The sequence below is a fragment of the Candidatus Hydrogenedentota bacterium genome (genome assembly GCA_035450225.1).
Taxonomy (GTDB): Bacteria; Hydrogenedentota; Hydrogenedentia; order Hydrogenedentales; family SLHB01; genus DSVR01.
Genome location: DAOTMJ010000004.1, coordinates 87,096 through 106,255 on the forward strand (window position 1 = coordinate 87,096; position 19,160 = coordinate 106,255).

Here is a 19,160-nt window from a genome sequence, read left to right on the forward strand (position 1 = left end):
GCGCGCCAAAACAGCGAAGTATAGCACGCGTGCCGATAAAACCAAAAACGCGCTGGGATCAGGTGAGGCGATCCTATTGTTTGGATTTTGACCGGTCGAAACGGTAGTTGCGCTTGGGGGTGGGAGCGGACCGATCTTTTGGTTTGGATTGTTCGTTTTGCGGGGGCACGAATTCGAGTGTTGGAGGGGTGTCCGCCTTGGGTTGTTGCAATTCTTGCGGTATGACGATCGGGGCCCTAGACTGTTTCGGCGGGACGCCCCGCATGGGGGCACTGGATTCGGTTGAGGGCATGTCTGTTTCCGCGGGCACGGAGGCATTGTCGGATTGGTTTTGCTGATTCATGGCGGCCCCGGTTTCAGACCGGAAGGGTTCGCCTGGGGAAGCGCCGGACGTCTCGCCGGGAATCACAAGCCGCGAGGCGCGGAATTCCGCGGGGCCGAGAATCGCGTAAACGGCGGGTCCCTGTTCGTCGTCTGCCGTAAAGGTTCGCGATTCGGCGTCCAGCGTTTGCGCGGGCAAACGCACCCAGTCGCGCCGCGTATCGCAGGCGTGGACGGCAAGGGATGGAAGGTTTTCGCGCGCGCACAGCACGGCGGACACCGGAATTTCGAGCCGGATGTGAACAGGGGCGGCTTTGGGCGCTTTTTCGATTTCCATGTATACGGTGAAAGGCACAAGACCCTCGGGCGGGGGCGCGGGCGGTTCCGACAAGGCGTTCAGGCGCGCCTCGACGGGCGCTTCCGATGTAAGGATAATCTGGCCGCCGGTTCCCTTGGGGCGTAGACATAGGGACCGGCCCCGGGCGCTTGTCGCATGGCGCTGGACGTCTTCGAGGGCAAACCGCGTGACCTTGAAACGACGTTCCGCCATCAGGTCGAGTTGATCGGCGAAATGCGGGGATTTCGGATCCTCCGAACTTCCAAACGGGACCATCGAGACGGCCGATGTTTTCTCGCCGAACGAGACGGCCATCGCAAAGCCGTAGCCGTAGGTCACGCGCCACTTTTTCGCGTCGAAAGCCGTGTCGGACGCAACCATAATCGGTTCGCCGCTCGTGGCGCCCGCAAGTCCCGCCTCGCGTGCGCCGCGGGTGAGGGTGTGGACGCTGCCCCAGGGCACTGACACGGAATCGAATTCGTTCCGCATCATGCGGGCGGCGTCGAGCGCCGCGCTCATGATCGCATCCTGAAACGGTTCGCTGTTTTCCTGGAACGCAATCATCAGGGCGTCGTCCGCTTGCCACGGGGCGCTCATGCCCATGCCGTTCATCGGCTGGACATGGCGGCGCAGCGACGTCCACCATGCATGGTAGAACGTCATGCCCGTGCTGGCGGTGTCCGAAAGTCCGTTCCACGAACGCAGGAGATCGATCCCCGCGGCGAGATCCGGGTGGGCGTCGTTCACAAAATCGGCGCGTTGATCCGCGAGTTGAATCAAGCGCTGCACCGCGCCGCCCGCGCCCGGCACGACCACATCGTAGAGCATGGCCTGGCAATCGCGAAACGATCGTTTTCCCATGGCCAGCAGTCGCCGCACTCGTTGGGCGCGCAGGGAGTCGCGGTCGCGCGAAAACCAGCCCGGCAACCGAGCCGGATCGAGACCCGTGCCGTCTGTGACCGCCCAAGGCGGCGTGCCGCAGGCTTGCAGATAACCCGAAGGCGGATTGGCGAGCGACGGCAGCGCATCGGGGGGGATGATGCCCTGCCAGCGAAAGAGCGGATTGGCGCCGTCCAGGGGGGCTGTCCAGTCAATGAGGGCCGGTTCGCGTTGTTTCGATGCCGGCGGCCGTTCGGGCGGGGCGAGATTGGGCATGCCGGGTTCGGGTTCCTTCGGGGGCGCGGGCGGTTCGGGCGGAGGGCCGTCTGCAACGGGCTTGTCGCCCATTTTGGCATTGTAACGATAAAAGATGTTTCCCTCCCGGTCCGCGTACACGATGTGGAAACACGGCAACTGGTGCATGGCCAGCGCCGCCAGAAACGCGTCGAGATTCTGCGCGTGCGCCATTTCCATCAACTGGGCGATTGCGCCGAAATCCTCGTATCCGCCGACCAGATAGCCGCAGGGATGGCCTTTGTCCGAACCGACGATCGGACCGTGCGGGCCGGTCATGCACGACACGCTGCGCATGTCCGCGCCATGGGGAGTATGCACATAATAGGGACGGGCCGTGGCGATCATCAATTCCTGCAGGAGCCGTTCCTCGTCCGGCAGCGGCGGCAGGTTGAGGATGCGCGGATCGCGTTTCTGCATGCCGAACGATTCGACATACACGTCGGCGAAATCCGGCTGATTGGGCGTCAACGCCCAGCCCAACACCTCGTTGTGTCCCTGAAGGATTACCGGCAACCCGAACAGCGTCGCGCCCGCCATGTTGATTCCGGGGCAATTCAGGTGCGCCTCGTACCATCGGAACGGGCTGTCGTAATGCGTGTGCGGATTGATCGCCAGCAACGTCTCGCCCGATTCCGTTTTGGACGGCGCGATGGCCCATGCGTTTCCCGACAGGGAAGGCGGATCGCGCCGCCAGACATTGGGTAGATCAAACGGCGCGAAACTCATCAGGTAACAGTGCAACAGGGCCAAGGGATCGTGCGGCCGCACGCCGTCGCACCAGACCGGCACGCGATCCGGATGTTCGACGATCCACGCGTTCGCGCCCACGGCAAATCCTTCGCACAGATCGATCGTCAACGGATCGAGCGAGGCCAGCGCGCGTTGCGCCTGATCCGCATGCGCCATCTTCAGCGCGAACTCGTCGGACGGCGCCAAGGCCTCGCCCAGAACCTCGGCCGCGCGTCCGCCGGCCACCCGGTACGCCATGAGCATCGCTTCGAGGTGATCTTCCGCCTGGGCGTATCCGAAGGCGAACGCCATGGCGCGCGGCGAGTCGCCGTAAACGTGCGGAACACCCCATTCGTCCCGGTAGACGGATGCCTGCGCCCATAACGACGCCGTGTCGCCGCTGTATTGCGCGAACGCCGCGCCGAGCCACAACGACAGCGCAAGGCAAAACCCACACGCGCGAAAAAGCCGTTTGGCCGACGCGAACGACACTCCCTGCTGCGCTTGAAGCCGACACCACAACATGGCGTTTATTGTACGCATGCGGGATGACGCATGTGAAATTATGATTTCGGGAAATTGGCCGGATGAATACCGTGTGCTATAATCCGCCCGCTTTGCCGAACTGAAAAGAAGACGTTGACGATGGCATCGATTATGACGGGAAAAGTGTACGATTTGTACGGATTCGGGATCGCCGCCGTGGACGATCTCATCGAAATCGCCCATTTTCCGCAGCCGGGCACGAAGGCCGAGGTGCTTGGACGCCGCCGCCAGGGGGGCGGACTTTGCGCCACGGCGCTTGTTGCGGCGGCCCGTATGGGCGCCAAGTGCATGTACGGGGGCTTCTTGGGCCGGAACGAACTGTCGGATTTTACCCGGGCGGTCTTGCACAACGAAGGCATCGGCACGCCGGAAGACATTCCGTATCCGGACGCCGAGCCGTTTCATTCGACCATTCTCGTGGATCGCGCAACGGGCGAGCGCACCATCCTGTATTCACGGGAAAAGGTGGTCGCGCCGTGGGCCCGCGACGTCCGCGCCGATCTAATTGCCGCCAGCCGGGCGCTGTTCGTGGACCATTTTGCGCCCGAAGCGACCGCCCATGCCTGCAAAATTGCCCGGCGGTTCGGCATTCCCGTCATTGCGGATATCGAAAACGTCAACGAGGCCGGGGTGCGCGAGGTCGTCGCCTTGGCGGACCACCTGATCATCCCCATCCGGCTGGCCATCGAACTGACCGGCGCGGGCGACATCGAGTCCGTGGTGTTTGCCCTCTCGCAGCAGCGCGCATGCACGGCCGTGACGGACGGCGCCCGCGGTTGCTGGTATCTCGAAGGCGGCAAGGACATGCGCGTCCGGCATCAGCCGGCGTTCACGGTCGAGGTGGTGGACACAACCGGCTGCGGCGACGTGTTCCACGGCGCTTACGCCGCCGCCCTCCTGTCCGGAAGCGCCATTCCCGATGCCATCCGCTTCGCCGCGGCCGCCGCCGCGATCAAGGCTACGCAGCTCGGCGGCCAGCAGGGCATTCCCGACCGCGCCGCCGTCGAGTTTCTCCTACGGGATCACTGATTCCCGGAAAGGGCGACGAGTATCGGGCCGGAATCATTGCAGGCGCACAATCGCCGCCGACCACCCTTCCGGAATCCGAATCTCGCTGAATCGGTTTCCATCCCGTTCGACGGTCGGCACGACAAAATCCGCCTGTTCGCGGCCCGTGTCGTCGAAGACGTGCGTCTCGTGATGCGAGGCATCGCCCCAACCGTAGCAGCCGCTTTTCTTGGTGACGATCCGTTCTTGCCCAATGATGTATCCCTCATGCAACTCGATGGGGGTAATCGGAAACATGTATTGCGTCAGGTGCGGATGCGTCGGGATCACGGTCACGTCGCCGTACCAATGGTAGACGCACCCGTAATCGAGCGCGGCCAGCATCACGGCATACGCATCCGCCTCATTCCGTTCGGTCAGGTGATCGCCGAGCGCAATCGGCGAGTGCAGATGCGCCTGCGTGCAATGCGTGATACTGCCGGTTTCCACAAAGCAGGGAAAACGAAGCGCCGCCATCGCGCGCGTGACCGGCGGCCCATTGCCGACCAGCGGTCCGCGTTGCAGGATGCGTTTGGCCAGCGCCACGCGCCACGATTCCGACAGCAACGTGACCGACGACTTGAGGCCGCCCAGGGTAAACTTCACCGGATCGATATCGCCGGAACAGCCGTCCCACGGATCGCCGTAATGGTAATGCCAGCGGCTGTACTCGTGCTCGTCCCAATAAACACCCTCGGCGCCGATCTCGTCGAAGATGATGTCAATGTTCTTTGCGATGGCGGCGCCGTAACGATTCGTCTCCGTGGGAATGAAGATACGATCGTGCGGTTTGCCGTAATCGGCCTGACGGCCGTCGGGCCGCAACAGGCGCGCGTCCGCGTAACGTTCCGGCGCCTCGTCGAGCACATCAATGAAACAATGAAAATACACGAGGCACTGGGTGCCCGGCGCCAGGGAACGCCAGCGGTTGAAGGAAGCCGTGTAATTGTCGTGCGGGACCTCCTGGAACGACGTGCCGTGCGTGTACTGCCCTTTGTAACGCGGATAGTCAATCGAGGCGCACGCCCACCGCGCGCTCTTGAAGCGTAGGAAGTGGGCGATCTGTTCATCGGACCATGCATCCGTCAACGGGCCGGAACGCAGGAAGGCAAACCCGCCTTCGATCGTGAAATTCGCATCCAGCAGACGGCGCACGGCGTTCAGAAATGTCCAGTAGTCCGGCGCGGCCGCGGGGATGATCGCCCATTCCGCCGTGTACGTCGCGCCCGGCCGCAAGACGAGATTGTTGTCCGCGATGCCCGCATGGCCGGAGGCCGCGAAATTCGCGATATGAACGCGGAACACGTCATCGAGGGGCAGCAGTCCGATGCCTTGTTTTTCCGTTGCGGCGAAGGTCGTGGGATTGGAGGGATCCCCGCGCGAACCGCTTCCCGCGCTCTGTTCGAGTCCCGAAAGCCACACCTTGCGAAGCCGTTCGCCCAAGACGAGTTGATGGCGGTGGATCAAGGGCAGTTGTTCGTTCGTCCGGTTCGTCCAGGTGTCGCGCACGACCAGGGCCTCGGGACGCCGTTCGATCGCGCGTTGATGATCGAAAAATGCGCACGCGGTATGTGCCCACGTGGACACAGGCATCGAGAATTGGCTTTCGATCCGGAAGATTTCATCGTTGAGCTTGACCTCGATAACGGCATCGGGCTTTTCCTCGACTTCGTAGGCGACGGCCGCCACGGACGGTTCGATAAACGGCAATTCACCCGTGGGCGGACCGGCCTTGGCCTTGGCGGCCGGTGGCGGAATGCGGAACGAGACGCGGCCGTTCGCGGCGATCAACGGATTCTTCACCGAGGCCGCCGCGACGTTTTCGAGGATCAGCGTATTCTCGCCGGCGTAAACGAGCCCGGTGACGTCCCATTCGAACGAACAGGCCCTGATTCCGTCAAGCAGGCCGTAGTGCGGGTCGGCGTCTACGCTCGTGTAATCCGGCGCGTAGAACACGTTGAACACGTTGCCGCCGCCCGTGGAATACACGTCGCCTCCGCGCGACTTGACGCGGGCCGGCTTGTTGGCCAGCATCGCCATCGTCACCGGCTTGTCGTTCAGCGTCAGCCGCAGAGCGGATGTAAAACCGGCCGGACGTTCCGTGTGAAGCCGTGCGTCGAAGGCAAGGACCGCCTGTTTGCCTTCCGGGGCCGGTTTCATGGTAAACGTAAATATCTGTTTGCCGCCTTGTTCGAGTTGAAGCGCATCGAAAACGATCGTGGGCGATTCGGATGCCGGCACGGTTCCATCCGTTCTCGCCAGCACGGCGGCGCGCAGACGCGATCGCGTATGCCCCCATTTCCCGGACGAAGTCGTCATAAGCGATTCTTGCCGCGCATCCGGCCCGTCCGTATCCGAGATTCCCGCCTCGATCCGCAGCGGCGTGCCTTCTGCCGGTTTAGCGACGCCCAGCACGTTCCACGGAATCGCCGCCTCCAACGCATATCCCGCCGCCGTGGGTTTCGCGGCCACCGCAATTTCCGAGACGGACGTCCCGTGAGGACGGTAGATGAATGCCTCGGGCGGACAATCAATCAGCGGATCGCCCGAGTTGAAGAAGTTGCCAGGACTTAGCGCTATCTGGAATTGCCCGTCGCCGAACGCATCGCGCGCGGGATCCAAGTCCGGTTGCGCATCTACATAGAGTTCAACGTGATCGCCCTGCCAGATCGTATCGCCGCGCCGCGTCTGGCGAAGGTTGTCGTCCGTCACTTCCGCAGCCACGAAGAGGCATTCCGCACGCCACGCCAAATGGACAATGCCGCTGAGATCCGCGGGCGATTGCCAACCGCCCGAACCCCAAACGACCTGCTCCGGTTTATCAATAACCATCGCATTCGGCATCGTCGTCCATTCGTCCAAAACGCCATCCACGGCGATCGGCGGATCCGGACGCAGGGGAATGGCGATGGCCGATGGAGTCTCAGCGACATGAACAATCGCCAGCATGAAGATCGCAATTCCAACATTCATGGCATGCCTCCTTGCCGGATTGATGACGGCCAGACGCTTTGTTCCTTGGACTGGATAACGGGCTAAAACAGGATAGAGCGTTCTGGCCGGCTATCCCGCGCAATCCAACGCCTCGTCCACCATCGCCAGGTAGTTTTCGACGGGAATGTAACTCGGAATCGAATTTCCGGAACCGATTGCATACCGTCCGCGCGCGCCGCAGGTTTCGATGAGATGCCGCGTATGGGCGCGTACGGCTTCGGGCGCGTCCTGCGACAGGCGGTTGATGTCAACGCCGCCAAGGACGCCGATGCGATCGCCGTATCGCGCATGGAAGTCTTCGACCGGCATGATGACGTCCTCGAACGAGTGCTTCGCGTCAATGCCGACATCGGTGATAAGGTCGTCCATGATGGCCATGACGTGCCCGCACGAATGCAGAAAGAAGGGGAGGCCGTTTTCATGCGCGATCGCCGCGAACTGTTTGTGCCACGGAAGGCAATACCGGCGCAGCGCATCGGGCGGAATGAGCGTCTGCGTGCGGAAGCCCATGTCGTCGCCCTGGAACAGCGCGATGATGTTCGGTAGCGCGATAAGCCTTTTGTAGTAGCCGATCAGGAGTTCGCCGGTGCGTTCCGCGACCGCCTGCACCAGATCCGGCGCCTCGCACAATGCCATGCACAGCCCCTCCAGCGACATGAGCCGCGAAAGGTGTTCGAAATGGCCGCCGCCGTGGCAGGTGATCAGCCCCATGCCGTCCGGCAGATGCGTGGCGATGTATTCGAGCGGGAATAGATCCGCGTCTTCGGCTTTCGGCCACGGATACCGCTCGAATTCTTCCCAGTTCGTAATCGCGCCGCGGTGTTCCTCCGCCCAATAGCGCTGTTTGTCAACGCCCGGGGCCGTATCGGCCGCCGCGAGAGAAGCCGTCTGGAACGGCATGCCCGTCTCGAACCGCACGAAGTCGTACCCGAGCCGATGCCAGCACGCGATGAAATTGTCCCAATACGCCGCCTGCGATGCGCGGTCCGGGCCCTGTTCGACCCACTCGCGGCCCAGCAGTTCTGTCACGATGCGCCGCTGTACCGATTCGTCCACGATGTACTCGACCAGCGGCACGCGGCGGTTCGATCGCCCCATGACGATGTCAATGAATTCCCCCGCATTCGGCGATGGTTTTTTCAAGGGCAAATGCTTCAGCATGGTCATTTCAGTTCCTTGTTCGGAAAATCGCCTGCGCTCTTTGGCTTCTCCTTCTCGCGCCTTTTCGAAAAGGCATCCGACCGCCACTCTGTTCGTGCGCGTAATCGTGCGCATCCACACGATAGTTTCTTTGTCCGCAACTTCTGTGCATGGTACACAGAAGTTGCGGACAAAGAAATCATATCCTTGATTGAGGCATTGCAGCTAAGCCGCGTTAGGAGATTTCCGTCTGTTGCTCGATTACGAGGACGATTATGAACACGAACACGAGACAACCGCTCGCCTCCGGTCGTTGCTTTAGTTTAGCATATCCGGCATGATGCAGGGGAAACCCGTCTCTTGGAACCACAGGAGATTCTCCATGAAACACGTATTGTGTGCGCTGGCCATTCTGGCGGCGATTCTCGCTGCGCCATGCTCGGACGGGGCCGACTTGACGGCCCGGAAAGCCCCGAAAAACGGCCTGTGGATCGAAACGCTTGACCTGTCCGTCATGAATCAGGGGTTCAAGCGGCCGCAGGCCTGCAAATCGCTCATGGGATTCCCCATCGCGCTGGGCGGCGTCCAGTATCCGCACGGCATTGGCACGCACGCCGTCAGCGAGTTTTTGATCGATCTCAAGGGGGCGGCGGTGCGTTTCGACGCGATGGCCGGCGTGGACGACGAGACCCGCGGGCAGGGCTCGGTCGCGTTTGAAGTGTGGGTTGACGATCGCAAGGTCTCGGAAACCGGCCTCATGCGCGCGGGTGACAAGCCGAGGGAAATCTCCGTGGATCTCACGGGCGCTCGGTATCTTCTGCTCATGGTGTGCGACGGCGGCGACGGCACGAAACTCGATCATGCGGACTGGGCAGGGGCGTTGCTGACGCTGATGCCCGGCGCGAAGGAAAAACCCGTCTCCATCGGCATCGGTTCGGAACCCCCGCCGCCCATCGCATCCAGCATGAATCCGGAACCGGCCATTCACGGGCCGCGCATCACCGGCGCGACGCCGGGGCGGCCGTTTCTGTTCCTGATTCCCGCGACGGGCGAAGGGCCGCTGACGTTCGAGGCGCGGGACCTTCCCGCCGGTCTCGTCCTCGACTCGACGACAGGCATCATCACGGGCGCGCTGAAACAAGCGGGAAGCACGGATGTCCTGTTGACGGCGTCCGGGCCAAAGGGAAAGGCCTCGCGAACGCTGACCATCGCCGGCGGCGAAAACATGCTGGCCTTGACCCCGCCCCTCGGCTGGAATTCATGGAACGTCTGGGGCGTGGTCGTGGACGACGAGAAAGTCCGCGCCGCCGCCGATGCGCTGGTATCGAGCGGACTCGCCGCGCACGGTTTCCAATACGTAAACATTGACGATTCCTGGGAAGGCGACCGCGATGCAAAAGGTGTCATTCAGACCAACAAGCGTTTTCCGGACATGGCCGCCCTCGCGGACTATGTCCACGCGAAGGGTCTGAAACTCGGTATCTACTCGTCGCCGGGACCGAAAACCTGCGCCGGTTACACGGGCAGCTACCGGCATGAACAGCAGGATGCCGACACCTATGCGGCATGGGGGATTGACTATCTCAAGTACGACTGGTGCAGCTACCGCGACATCGCGAAGAGCGCCGAACCGGAGGAACTCAAAAAGCCTTATCGCCTCATGCGCGAAGCCTTGAACCGCTGCGGCCGCGACATCGTCTTCAGTATTTGCCAGTATGGAATGGGGGAGGTCTGGACATGGGGCGCGGAGGTAGGCGGCAATCTGTGGAGAACCACCTATGACATCGGGGACACGTGGGAAAGTGTGTCCGCCATCGGTTTCGCGCAAAGCGACAAAGCGCCCTATGCCGGGCCGGGCCATTGGAACGATCCCGACATGCTCGTCGTGGGCAAGGTGGGTTGGGGACCGAACGTGGCCCCGACCCGGCTCGCGCCCAACGCCCAAATCACCCACATCACGCTGTGGTGCATGTTGGCCGCGCCGCTGCTCATCGGATGCGATCTGGTGCAACTAGACGATTTCACCCGGGCCCTGCTCACGAACGACGAAGTCCTCGACGTGGACCAGGATCCGCTTGGCCAGGCCGCCACGCGCCGCAGGCAGGAAGGCGCCTGCGAAGTCTGGGCGCGCCCCCTCTTCGACGGGACGACCGCCGTCGCCCTGTTCAATCGAGGCCCCATCAGGCGTCCCGTTACGGCTTCATGGGACGATGTCGGAGTCAAGGGCCGACAGCCCGTTCGCGATCTATGGCGGCAAAAAGACTGGCCGCCCGCCGAAGGTTCGATAACCGCCGAAGTCCCCGGACGCGGAGCGGTCCTGCTGAAAATCGGAAAGGTGCGCTGAAAATCGCGATCGGAAAAATCCCGCGTGACCGCTGCGCCGGCTCATTCATTGCTTGCGGGCAATCACCAGCATCTCGAAATTTTCCGGCGTCAGGGCGTTGTCCCGCGAAAAAGCGCCCAATTTCGCGCCGAAGATTTCAATGCGGGCGTAGCCGAGCGTCTTCAACAGCCAGGTGATCTCACACGGCACGTAGTAGCGTTCGTTGCAGGAAAGGGCCTTCTTGTTTCCGGAGTCGTCCTCGAATTCCACGACATTGAAATCGCGAAAAGTCATCAGATCAAAGCGATTCTTCCCGCAGGCGCTCGTGTCCTCCTGTTTCGCTTCGGCATAGAACGCCTCCACATTATGGAACAAGGGGAACAGCCCGTTGAGCGTGGTGAACAGGAACACGCCATGGTCGTTCAGGGAACGTGTCACGTTCTTCAGTATCTCGAAATTCATCTCGTCCGTTTCCATCAACGAGAATCCGCCCTCGCACAGCATGATGGCCGCATCGAATTCCGCGTGAAATGGAAGCGCCCTCGCATCATGCCGCAGGAACTCGATGCTCAGACCTTGTGCCGTTGCCTTCTCCCGTGCTCTCGCCAATTGCGATTCGGACAAGTCTACCCCCGTTACGCGATAACCCCGCTTTGTCAACTCGATCGCGTGCCGCCCGGTGCCGCAGCCGACATCGAGGATCCTCAGCGACTTGTCAAACCCAAGTTCCTTCTCGATGAAATCGCATTCTCCCTGCGTGCCCTGCGTGAAGGGCTCCTTGTCGTACTTTTGTCCGTAGTTTTCAAACAGGCTCTCATACCATTGCTTTTCACTCATACGTCACTCTGTTTTCCTTGTACTTATTGCGATTCTTCTGCCGTTAGCAACCCTCTTGCCGGCGCCGGCAGGATCCCGGTTGGCCGCCGTGAAGTAGTGCGAATGCCGCGTCGGATCGTCCATCAACAAAGTACCCGCTACGCTTTTTATAAGCCCCTCTTGATGTCGCACGACGTCGGCGGACGAGGAGGCAAAGACTCCAGCAGGGGACGAAGTTGTTCCGGCACAGGAACCTGATTTTCAACATAAAACCGCTGAACGGCCCATAATATTTGATTGAGTCGCTGAGGATTCTCCACCAACTTCGGTACGCCGATCGCCCATTCCGGAATGCGCGCTTCTAAATCCTTTTCAAGTGTTTCGGCTTTCCCGGCCTTGAGTTGCTGAAGTATATTATGCATATCAAGTCACTTGATTACATTTTTGAGAGTACCGTGTTCTCGGAGACGTGAAGGTCTCGGAATGTAACGCCGATTTCCAAATCGGCTTGCTGAAACACGACATGCCGATTGGGAAATCGGCGCTACCAAGCGGCCATTTTCAATTTCAGCACAAGATTTCGTTGCCTGATCCGGCATGAAATGGCCCGGAAATGCCAATCTTCGTGGAAATTTTCATCCTGGCAAACAGTGCTGAAAACCGTCAATGACTTCTTGTTCGAAGTCAAGGCAACTACGCGGCAGTTGGATTGGAAGGAGCGATGGCGAACGATTCTCAGCCGAATATTGACCAAGATCCTGAAAGAACGACCGCTTGCCTCTCCCAACCTGCTTCCGGCTCCGATATAAACTCGCACTCGGAAGGTCTATTCTTTACAAAATCGAGGGCGGCAAGACTCACGAACAGGGTCCTGCTGCCTTTTTTAGGATGAAACACGTCGTTGGTCAATCGCGTACATAAAGTCCATTTCGCGCATGCCAAGCCCCACCTCAGTGTATTTCCCAGCCGCCGCCCAGCGCCTTGATCAATAAGACCGTCGAAACCATCCGTTGGCTGAGAATTTGCGCCGCCGACAATTCGTTCGTCAACAAGGTCCGTTCGGCATCGATCATCTGCAGATAGTCGATCGTTCCAGCCCTATATTGAATCTGTGTCAGCTTCAGATATTCCCGTGCGGCATCGACCGCCTTTGCTTGGTTCTCCGCTTCATCGGCACGCACGTGCAGGTCCGTTAGCGAGTCCTCCACATCGCGAAATGCATCCAGAACGGTTCCTCGATAGGTGGCCTGAAGCTCATCGTACCGCGCTTGGGCTTTTTGCAGCGAGGCGCGCAATCGTCTCCCGTTGAAGATGGGCAGCGAGAGATTCGGCCCAAAAGACCACGTCCGCTGTTGCCATTTCAAGAGGTCGCCGGCATCCACGCTCTGGAAACCGGCCGTCCCGGTCAGACTTATGCTTGGAAAGAAATCCGCCTTGGCCACGCCGATCTCGGCACAGGCTGCGGCAAGATTCCGTTCGGCCTCCGCCACATCGGGACGCCGCCGCAATAGATCCGAGGGCAAGCCCGCCGGGATAATGGGTGGAACGGCATCCAACGGGTGGGGCTCCAACGAAAACTCTGATGGCGGACGGCCAAGCAGAATAGCGATGGCATGTTCGAGATCGGTGCGTTGCCGACGGACATCCGCGGCTTGTACACGCGCTGACTCCAACTGCACCTGCGCCTGCAACAAGCTGGTCGCATCGACCAATCCGGCATTCACTTGACATTGCGTTAGCTCCACTTGTTCTCGATAGAGCGCCAAGTTCCTCGTCAGGATTTCATCCTGCGCATCGAGCGAACGAAGTTCGAAGTAGTCTTTGGCCAAGTCCGCCAAGAGGGTTTGGCGGACGACCTCCAACTCGCAAACGGAAGCCTGAGCGGTTGCATCGGCGGCCTCATAGGAACGGCGAAGCCGTCCCCAAATGTCGATCTCGTAGGAAACGTCGAACGGCAACGAAAGGCGGGTACTGGTCGTGCCGGAAGACGATCCGCCGCTCTGGACGCCTTCCGCGCCGGGCGGAGAAACTGCACCAGACGCCGACACGCCCGGCGAACGTGAACGCGTGGCCGAGGGCGACAACGCTACAACGGGAAAGAACGAACTCCGGACGGACACGGTGGATGCGCGGGCCTGTTCGACGCGCGCCATGGCCGCTTTCAGACTCTCATTGGCTTCGAGCGCTTTTGTCGCGAGGGCCGCGAGGTCAGGATCTTGGAAGAGCAACCACCAGTCGCTCCCAAAGCCGGGTTGTGCCTTTTCGCTTTCGGTGGCGCTTTTGTACTGTCCGGGCACATCCAGCGCCGGACGTTGATAATCCGGCCCCGTTACACAAGAGCAGACAACAAGGATCAGACCGGATACCGCCGTCGCTTGCATCCATGCTCCCACTTTGTTTCCGCGCATATTCCCTCCGCTCCCCGGACGTGATCCGATGGCCTCCACCACCGTTTTTCTCGAATACAGCCTATTCATGGCGCAGCGCCTCGATTGGATCCAGCCGGGCGGCCTTCCGTGCCGGGAAATACCCGAAAACCACGCCGATTGCCCCGGAAAACAAAAAACCGACGAGAACGATCGGCGCGTTGAAGACGAACGGCACTTGCAGGACGCCCGCAAGCGCAATCGAAGTGCCCAACGCAAGCAATATTCCAATCAGTCCGCCGAAAGAGGACAGAACGACCGCTTCCACGAGGAACTGCATCAGCACTTCCCGCTCCAATGCACCGATGGCGAGGCGTGTGCCGATTTCCCGCGTGCGTTCCGTAACCGATACCAGCATGATGTTCATGATGCCGATACCGCCCACCAACAGACTCACCGCCGCCACCGCGCCCAACAACCCGGTAAGAACCCGCGTGGTGCCCGAAAGCATCGTGGCGATCTCCTTGAGGTCCATTACGCTGAAATCATCCTCTTCGTTCGCGGACAAATGCCTGCGGACGCGCATCAGGCGCGAAATGTCCGCCTTGACCCGGTCGGTGGACTCACCCTCTTTGACAGAAACTTGGATGATGCCGATGTCTTCCTTACCCGCGATGCGCCGCTGGAATGTGCGCAACGGAACGACGAGGAGGTCGTCTTGATCCGTGCCCATCGTAGACTGGCCTTTGCTTTCCAACAATCCAATCACCTCGCATGCGAGCTTGCCCAAACGCACCTTGCTGCCGATGGGGTCTTGGCCGCCAAATAGCTTGCCCCGGATCGTCTCGCCGATGACGCAGACCGCCACGCCCGCGCGCGTTTCGGCCTCCGTAAACGCACGGCCTTCTTTGATGCGCCGGTTGCTTACGGTGAAATACTCGACGGTGCTTCCGGTAACCGTGCTCGACCAATTCTCGTTCGCGTAGATCACGGTCGAGGCGGCGCTCGCCGCAGGCGCCACGGCAGCCAGCGACGGGACCTCGCGGGCGATGGCTTCCGCATCGGCCAGCTTAAACGGCGCTCCGCCCGATTCCCTTCCCGGCCCCATACGCTTGCCCGGCGTAACCATCATCAAGTTACTGCCGAGGCTCGATATCTGTTCCGTGACCTGCTTGGTGGCGCCGCCTCCGAGGGTGACCAGGATGATCACCGCCGCCACGCCGATAATGATGCCCAACATCGTCAGGAAGGAACGCATCACGTTGCGGCGGAGTTCGCGTAATGCCAGTAGCAAGGCATTTCCTATCATTGGACGTTGTCCTTGTGTGAATGATCGGTGTCGATCAGTCCATCCTTGAAATGAACGGTACGCTTGGCATAGGCGGCCATATCGGGTTCATGGGTCACCATGACGATGGTGATTCCCTGTTCCCGGTTGAAAGCCGTCAGCAAATCCATGATCTCGACACTGCGCGCGGAATCCAGATTGCCGGTCGGTTCGTCCGCCAGTAGGACCAACGGTTGCGTGACGATCGCACGCGCGATGGCGACCCGTTGCTGCTGGCCGCCTGACAGTTCGCCCGGCGTGTGGTGTTCCCAGCCGCTCAATCCCACGTCGCACATGGCCTGTCGGGCGCGCGCATGCCGCGTATGGGCTGCTTCACCGCGGTAGATCAATGGCAACTCGACATTCTCGAGCGCCGAAGTACGATTCAGGAGATTGAAGCCCTGGAACACGAAGCCGAGGCAATGACGGCGCAACAGCGCCCGCTGATTGCGCGTGAGTTGGCCGACTTCGATGCCCTGAAAGCGATACGTACCGTCCGTGGGCGTGTCCAAACAGCCTAGAATGTTCATGCAGGTGCTCTTGCCCGACCCGCTCGGACCCATCACCGCGACGAACTCGCCCGGATAGATCCGCAAGTCCACACCGCGCAACGCTTCCATGGTGGCGGTGCCGGTCCCATAGACCTTGGTCACCCCCACGAGTTCGATGAGGGGCGCGTCGGTTGTGCCATGGCCATTCTTGTCGCTCATCATTTCAACGTCGCCACTTCGGTCACCAGTTCCATGCCCGGTTCGAGTTCGCCAGCGACGATCTCCGTCACCTTCCCGTCGGTCATTCCCTTGGTAATCGCAATGGATACAAGTTGCCCATTGCGCACAGTCCACACGCACTGGTCCTTGTTCTTTGCTCTGGAGTCATCGCGCGGCGCCGCCTTTTCACGCGGCGGGTGTGGCAGGATTGCGCTCAGCAGACTGCCGCCGCCGGACTTCTTCGCCGTCTGTGTTTGAGGCGGCGAGAACCGCAACGCCGCATTCGGCGCCAGTAGCACATTCTCTCGTTTGTTTACTATCAACGAAGCCGTGGCCGTCATCCCCGGCCGCAGAGTCAGATCCGAATTGTCCACCTTCAATACCGTTTTGTACGTCACAACCCCATCGACCGTTTCCGAACCGAAACGCACTTGCGTAATCCGGGCCGGAAACACACGATCCGGGTAGGCATCCACGGTGAACGACGCCTCTTGGCCTTTCTTCACAAGTCCCACGTCGGCTTCATCGACATCCACCAGCAGTTGCATCTGTGCCAGATCCTCCGCCAGCGTAAAGAGCACGGGCGATTGGAACTGCGCGGCGACCGTCTGTCCCGGCTCGACCGAACGAGTCAGCACGACCCCGTTGATGGGGGAATGAACAACGGCTTTCGCCAAGTCGGACTTGTTCGCGTCCAGAGTCGCTTGCGCTTGCGCCACGGCGGCTTTCGCGCTGGCTTCGTCGGCTTGCGCCCGCTCTTGAACGGCCTTCTGTGCATCGAAATCGTGTTGCGAAGGCATCTTGCCGCCGCTCTGTTCGCGGACCTCTTTCAGTCGGGCCATCTGGGCTTCTGTCTCTCGAACGGTCGCTTGCGCCTGAAGCAGTTTGGCGCGTGCGGCTTCGAGTGCGGCAGCGGACTGGAGCGATTGCGCCTCGAGTTTCGATGTGTCGAGCCGCGCCAAGACTTGGCCAACTTCGACCTCGTCGTTGTAATCGACATCTACGGACATGATCGTCCCCGATACTTCGATGCCGACCTCCACTTCCTTGATCGGTTCCAGGGCGCCGGTTGCGCTTACCGTCACCACCAAGTCTCCCCGGGTTACGGGCTGCGTCTCATATTTCAAGGAACTCGATGCGGTCCTCGAGTGCCACGAGACGCCCGCAGCCAATGCCGCGGCTGCAATCCCGATTCCCAAGAAATATCGCAGCATGCGGGATCCGCGTGAACGGGACTTCCCCAGTCCAAGCATCTTGGCAACATTGGATTTCGGATCGGCACACGGATTCGTCATGGCATACTCCTTAATCATCGGCGTTATCGTTATTGACGGACGGCGCCGAGAACTCCATTTCGTACTTTTCCCGAATGGCCCGCACCCCGGCCAGGGAAAACCGCAAGATATGTTCTGCCAGCTGGTCCACGTTGCTTGCCGCGAGTCCAAAGACGACGCGCGGCCCTTTGTCGCGCGGTCCCGGCGCTCCCATGAAACACTGGCCGACAATGCTCATCTCGCACCATGTCACATCGCGCTCCGGAACCTGAGGTCCCAGCAATTCGCGTAGGATTCCCAAGATCTGCTTCCTGCCATACGCCAGGCTCCGTTCCAGCAAGTCATCCAAGAGGCCCGTCGGCTCGAAAATCTCCCTCATGCGAATGTGGTGAAGATGGCCTAGACGCACCGGATCGAACATCCGGCTGAGGTGCGCATGGATAAACCCCTGGAGACGTTGCTCCGGTTCCGCCGTCTCCGGCACCCCTCCGCTCAAGGGATAAAAGGATTCAGCTTTTTCTTCCAGATGCTCGAAAACCGCACGATAGAGCGATTCCTTCGACTCGAAGTAATAATTGATGGCCGCTACATTCGTGCCTGCCCGACGGCATATCTCCGCATGGGTGCCATCTCGGTAGCCCTTTTCGGAAAAGACCTTGCAGGCCGCCTCCAGAATGCGATCTTTGGTTTCCTGCCCGCGTCTTTGATCGGTCATCTGCCAACCCTCCAAATCAAAATATGCAATTCAATTATATATTTCAATTATACAATAGATTCTTCGGCTTGTCAAGTTCTCGCGGAATCTCAACGGCGCGCCCTGGGCCGCCCATGCGGTTGAAGAGCTTGTTGTGGCCGAGGCAATAGTTCGCATTGTCCGACAGGCGTCTCGATCTTGGGTCCACTTCCGGTCTGTTGGACGCATGGGACTTTCCGTGGATCATGTCACACTATACGGTCACATGGGATTCCTTGGCCCGAAGCGACGCCCAAGTCTTCGCGGATGGCGAACAAAGCAATCATACCCTTGATTGAGACTTTGCGACTGCGCCGCCTTGGGCTGGTTTTGTCCTTCTGGGGCAAACAGACACCTTGTTTTTGATGATGGCGCGGTTGTTGTCCGATAATGGGACGGGCAAACCGGCCTTTGTTCCCGTCGGAGCGAAAGGAGGTTTTGACATGCCGGGAATCAGGAAGTCGGATCTGAAGATGTCCATTCGCGAACAGGCCAGGCAGAAGGTGCGTCCGGTAAGCGGCAACATCGGCGCCGACCGCGTGTATCGCGAGAAAGTGGAGGCGGGCCGCCGGCATTTTTTGGAGGTGTCCGCCGAGGGCGGCGACCCGCGCGGAAAGAAAATCAAGGGCGAATTGACCTATCTGCTCAACAACTACCTGCCGTCGTACGATACCCGCATCGAACAATTGATCGACGCATGGCGGCGATCGGGCGATCCGTCCTATGACGCGAGTATCCGAGTGAAACTGCGCCAGGCAAGGCTCAAATACCAGAGTCAGAGCAAGCCCATCTGAAGGAGACCCTCAGCCGGCCGGTTGCGCGGGGAACCCGGACAATCGGGCGGGCCAATCCGCGGGCAACACCCCGTGATCGCGGATGACGATGCGGCGTTGTCCTTCCGCGGCGTGCGCAAACGTGAGGTCGAGACGGCGATCGGGAAGCCATTCCTCCGCCCGTTCGGCCCACTCGACAAGGCTGATTCCGTCCGGATCGAAAAGATCCTCGTATCCAAGATCGGTCAGTTCCGCCGCCGCCGAAAGCCGGTACAGATCGACGTGATAAAGGCACGGCGCGCTTCCGTATTGATTGACGAGCGTGAACGTGGGACTGCTGACGTGTTCGGCGCGGCCGTAATGACGCGCCACGCCCCGCACAAAACAGGTTTTGCCCGCGGCAAGCGGCCCGTGCAGCGCCACAACCGTACCGGCCGGAATCAGGCCCGCAAGGGCACAGCCCAACGATTCGGTCTCTTCCGGATTTCGGGTGACCAGGACACGTTCCAATCCTTCAGAAGGCATTTCCAATTAGGCAGCCTCCGGTT

The 19,160-nt window shown here is 60.5% G+C and carries 13 protein-coding genes; 3 read left to right on the top strand and 10 right to left on the bottom strand.

Annotated elements, in window-relative coordinates:
• Window positions 1–73: 73 nt before the first annotated feature.
• Window positions 74–3,106: a penicillin acylase family protein gene (locus tag P5540_04320; GenBank protein ID HRT64030.1), complete on the bottom strand. Its 3,033-nt coding sequence runs from the start codon at window positions 3,104–3,106 to the stop codon at window positions 74–76.
• A gap of 102 nt (window positions 3,107–3,208) precedes the next feature.
• On the opposite strand from P5540_04320, the gene P5540_04325 reads away from it, so the two are divergent.
• Window positions 3,209–4,138 (top strand): PfkB family carbohydrate kinase, encoded by a 930-nt coding sequence (locus P5540_04325; GenBank protein HRT64031.1) that lies wholly within the window; start codon window positions 3,209–3,211, stop codon window positions 4,136–4,138.
• A gap of 33 nt (window positions 4,139–4,171) precedes the next feature.
• Here P5540_04325 and P5540_04330 read toward each other — a convergent pair whose 3' ends face one another.
• Together P5540_04330 and P5540_04335 are read right to left on the bottom strand one after the other, a co-directional pair.
• The gene (locus P5540_04330; protein ID HRT64032.1) at window positions 4,172–7,129 is read right to left on the bottom strand and encodes a sugar-binding protein; all 2,958 of its coding nucleotides are present in this window, start codon (window positions 7,127–7,129) and stop codon (window positions 4,172–4,174) included.
• 90 nt (window positions 7,130–7,219) lie between these two features.
• A complete protein-coding gene (locus P5540_04335; protein ID HRT64033.1) occupies window positions 7,220–8,311 on the bottom strand; it encodes a uroporphyrinogen decarboxylase family protein in 1,092 nt (363 codons plus the stop codon).
• A 361-nt stretch (window positions 8,312–8,672) separates the two neighbouring features.
• Between P5540_04335 and P5540_04340 the strand changes: the two genes are divergently transcribed.
• Window positions 8,673–10,634 (top strand): NPCBM/NEW2 domain-containing protein, encoded by a 1,962-nt coding sequence (locus tag P5540_04340; protein ID HRT64034.1) that lies wholly within the window; start codon window positions 8,673–8,675, stop codon window positions 10,632–10,634.
• Window positions 10,635–10,679: 45 nt separating this feature from the next.
• Here P5540_04340 and P5540_04345 read toward each other — a convergent pair whose 3' ends face one another.
• The 6 genes from P5540_04345 to P5540_04370 all read right to left on the bottom strand — a co-directional run bounded on the left by P5540_04345 (window position 10,680) and on the right by P5540_04370 (window position 17,821).
• Window positions 10,680–11,450 carry a class I SAM-dependent methyltransferase gene (locus P5540_04345; GenBank protein ID HRT64035.1) on the bottom strand — a complete coding sequence of 257 codons (771 nt, stop codon included), beginning with the start codon at window positions 11,448–11,450 and terminating at the stop codon, window positions 10,680–10,682.
• Window positions 11,451–12,379: 929 nt separating this feature from the next.
• Window positions 12,380–13,837, bottom strand: a complete 1,458-nt coding sequence (locus P5540_04350; protein ID HRT64036.1) for an efflux transporter outer membrane subunit — start codon at window positions 13,835–13,837, stop codon at window positions 12,380–12,382.
• A gap of 61 nt (window positions 13,838–13,898) precedes the next feature.
• Window positions 13,899–15,104, bottom strand: coding sequence for an ABC transporter permease (locus tag P5540_04355; GenBank protein ID HRT64037.1), 1,206 nt, complete (start codon window positions 15,102–15,104; stop codon window positions 13,899–13,901).
• Complete coding sequence (locus tag P5540_04360) at window positions 15,101–15,835, bottom strand: ABC transporter ATP-binding protein (GenBank protein HRT64038.1); 735 nt, start codon at window positions 15,833–15,835, stop codon at window positions 15,101–15,103. The genes P5540_04355 and P5540_04360 overlap by 4 nt, the downstream gene beginning before the upstream one ends.
• Window positions 15,832–17,127, bottom strand: coding sequence for an efflux RND transporter periplasmic adaptor subunit (locus P5540_04365; GenBank protein HRT64039.1), 1,296 nt, complete (start codon window positions 17,125–17,127; stop codon window positions 15,832–15,834). Before P5540_04365 ends, P5540_04360 begins: the two co-directional genes overlap by 4 nt.
• A 10-nt stretch (window positions 17,128–17,137) precedes the next feature.
• Complete coding sequence (locus tag P5540_04370) at window positions 17,138–17,821, bottom strand: CerR family C-terminal domain-containing protein (protein HRT64040.1); 684 nt, start codon at window positions 17,819–17,821, stop codon at window positions 17,138–17,140.
• A 461-nt stretch (window positions 17,822–18,282) separates the two neighbouring features.
• On the opposite strand from P5540_04370, the gene P5540_04375 reads away from it, so the two are divergent.
• Entirely contained in the window at window positions 18,283–18,633 is a 351-nt protein-coding gene (locus tag P5540_04375; GenBank protein ID HRT64041.1) for a hypothetical protein, read from the top strand.
• 9 nt (window positions 18,634–18,642) lie between these two features.
• Here P5540_04375 and tsaE read toward each other — a convergent pair whose 3' ends face one another.
• On the bottom strand, window positions 18,643–19,137 hold the full coding sequence (gene tsaE, locus P5540_04380) for a tRNA (adenosine(37)-N6)-threonylcarbamoyltransferase complex ATPase subunit type 1 TsaE (protein HRT64042.1): 495 nt from the start codon (window positions 19,135–19,137) through the stop codon (window positions 18,643–18,645).
• Between the last annotated feature and the right edge of the window lie 23 nt (window positions 19,138–19,160).

Coding starts and splice junctions, on each gene's coding strand:
- tsaE (HRT64042.1), bottom strand. CDS start 19,137: ATGCCTTCTGAAGGATTGGAACGTGTCCTGGTCACCCGAAATCCGGAA.
- P5540_04355 (HRT64037.1), bottom strand. CDS start 15,104: ATGATAGGAAATGCCTTGCTACTGGCATTACGCGAACTCCGCCGCAAC.
- P5540_04320 (HRT64030.1), bottom strand. CDS start 3,106: ATGCGTACAATAAACGCCATGTTGTGGTGTCGGCTTCAAGCGCAGCAG.
- P5540_04350 (HRT64036.1), bottom strand. CDS start 13,837: ATGCGCGGAAACAAAGTGGGAGCATGGATGCAAGCGACGGCGGTATCC.
- P5540_04360 (HRT64038.1), bottom strand. CDS start 15,835: ATGATGAGCGACAAGAATGGCCATGGCACAACCGACGCGCCCCTCATC.
- P5540_04345 (HRT64035.1), bottom strand. CDS start 11,450: ATGAGTGAAAAGCAATGGTATGAGAGCCTGTTTGAAAACTACGGACAA.
- P5540_04340 (HRT64034.1), top strand. CDS start 8,673: ATGAAACACGTATTGTGTGCGCTGGCCATTCTGGCGGCGATTCTCGCT.
- P5540_04375 (HRT64041.1), top strand. CDS start 18,283: ATGCCGGGAATCAGGAAGTCGGATCTGAAGATGTCCATTCGCGAACAG.
- P5540_04370 (HRT64040.1), bottom strand. CDS start 17,821: ATGACCGATCAAAGACGCGGGCAGGAAACCAAAGATCGCATTCTGGAG.
- P5540_04365 (HRT64039.1), bottom strand. CDS start 17,127: ATGACGAATCCGTGTGCCGATCCGAAATCCAATGTTGCCAAGATGCTT.
- P5540_04335 (HRT64033.1), bottom strand. CDS start 8,311: ATGCTGAAGCATTTGCCCTTGAAAAAACCATCGCCGAATGCGGGGGAA.
- P5540_04330 (HRT64032.1), bottom strand. CDS start 7,129: ATGAATGTTGGAATTGCGATCTTCATGCTGGCGATTGTTCATGTCGCT.
- P5540_04325 (HRT64031.1), top strand. CDS start 3,209: ATGGCATCGATTATGACGGGAAAAGTGTACGATTTGTACGGATTCGGG.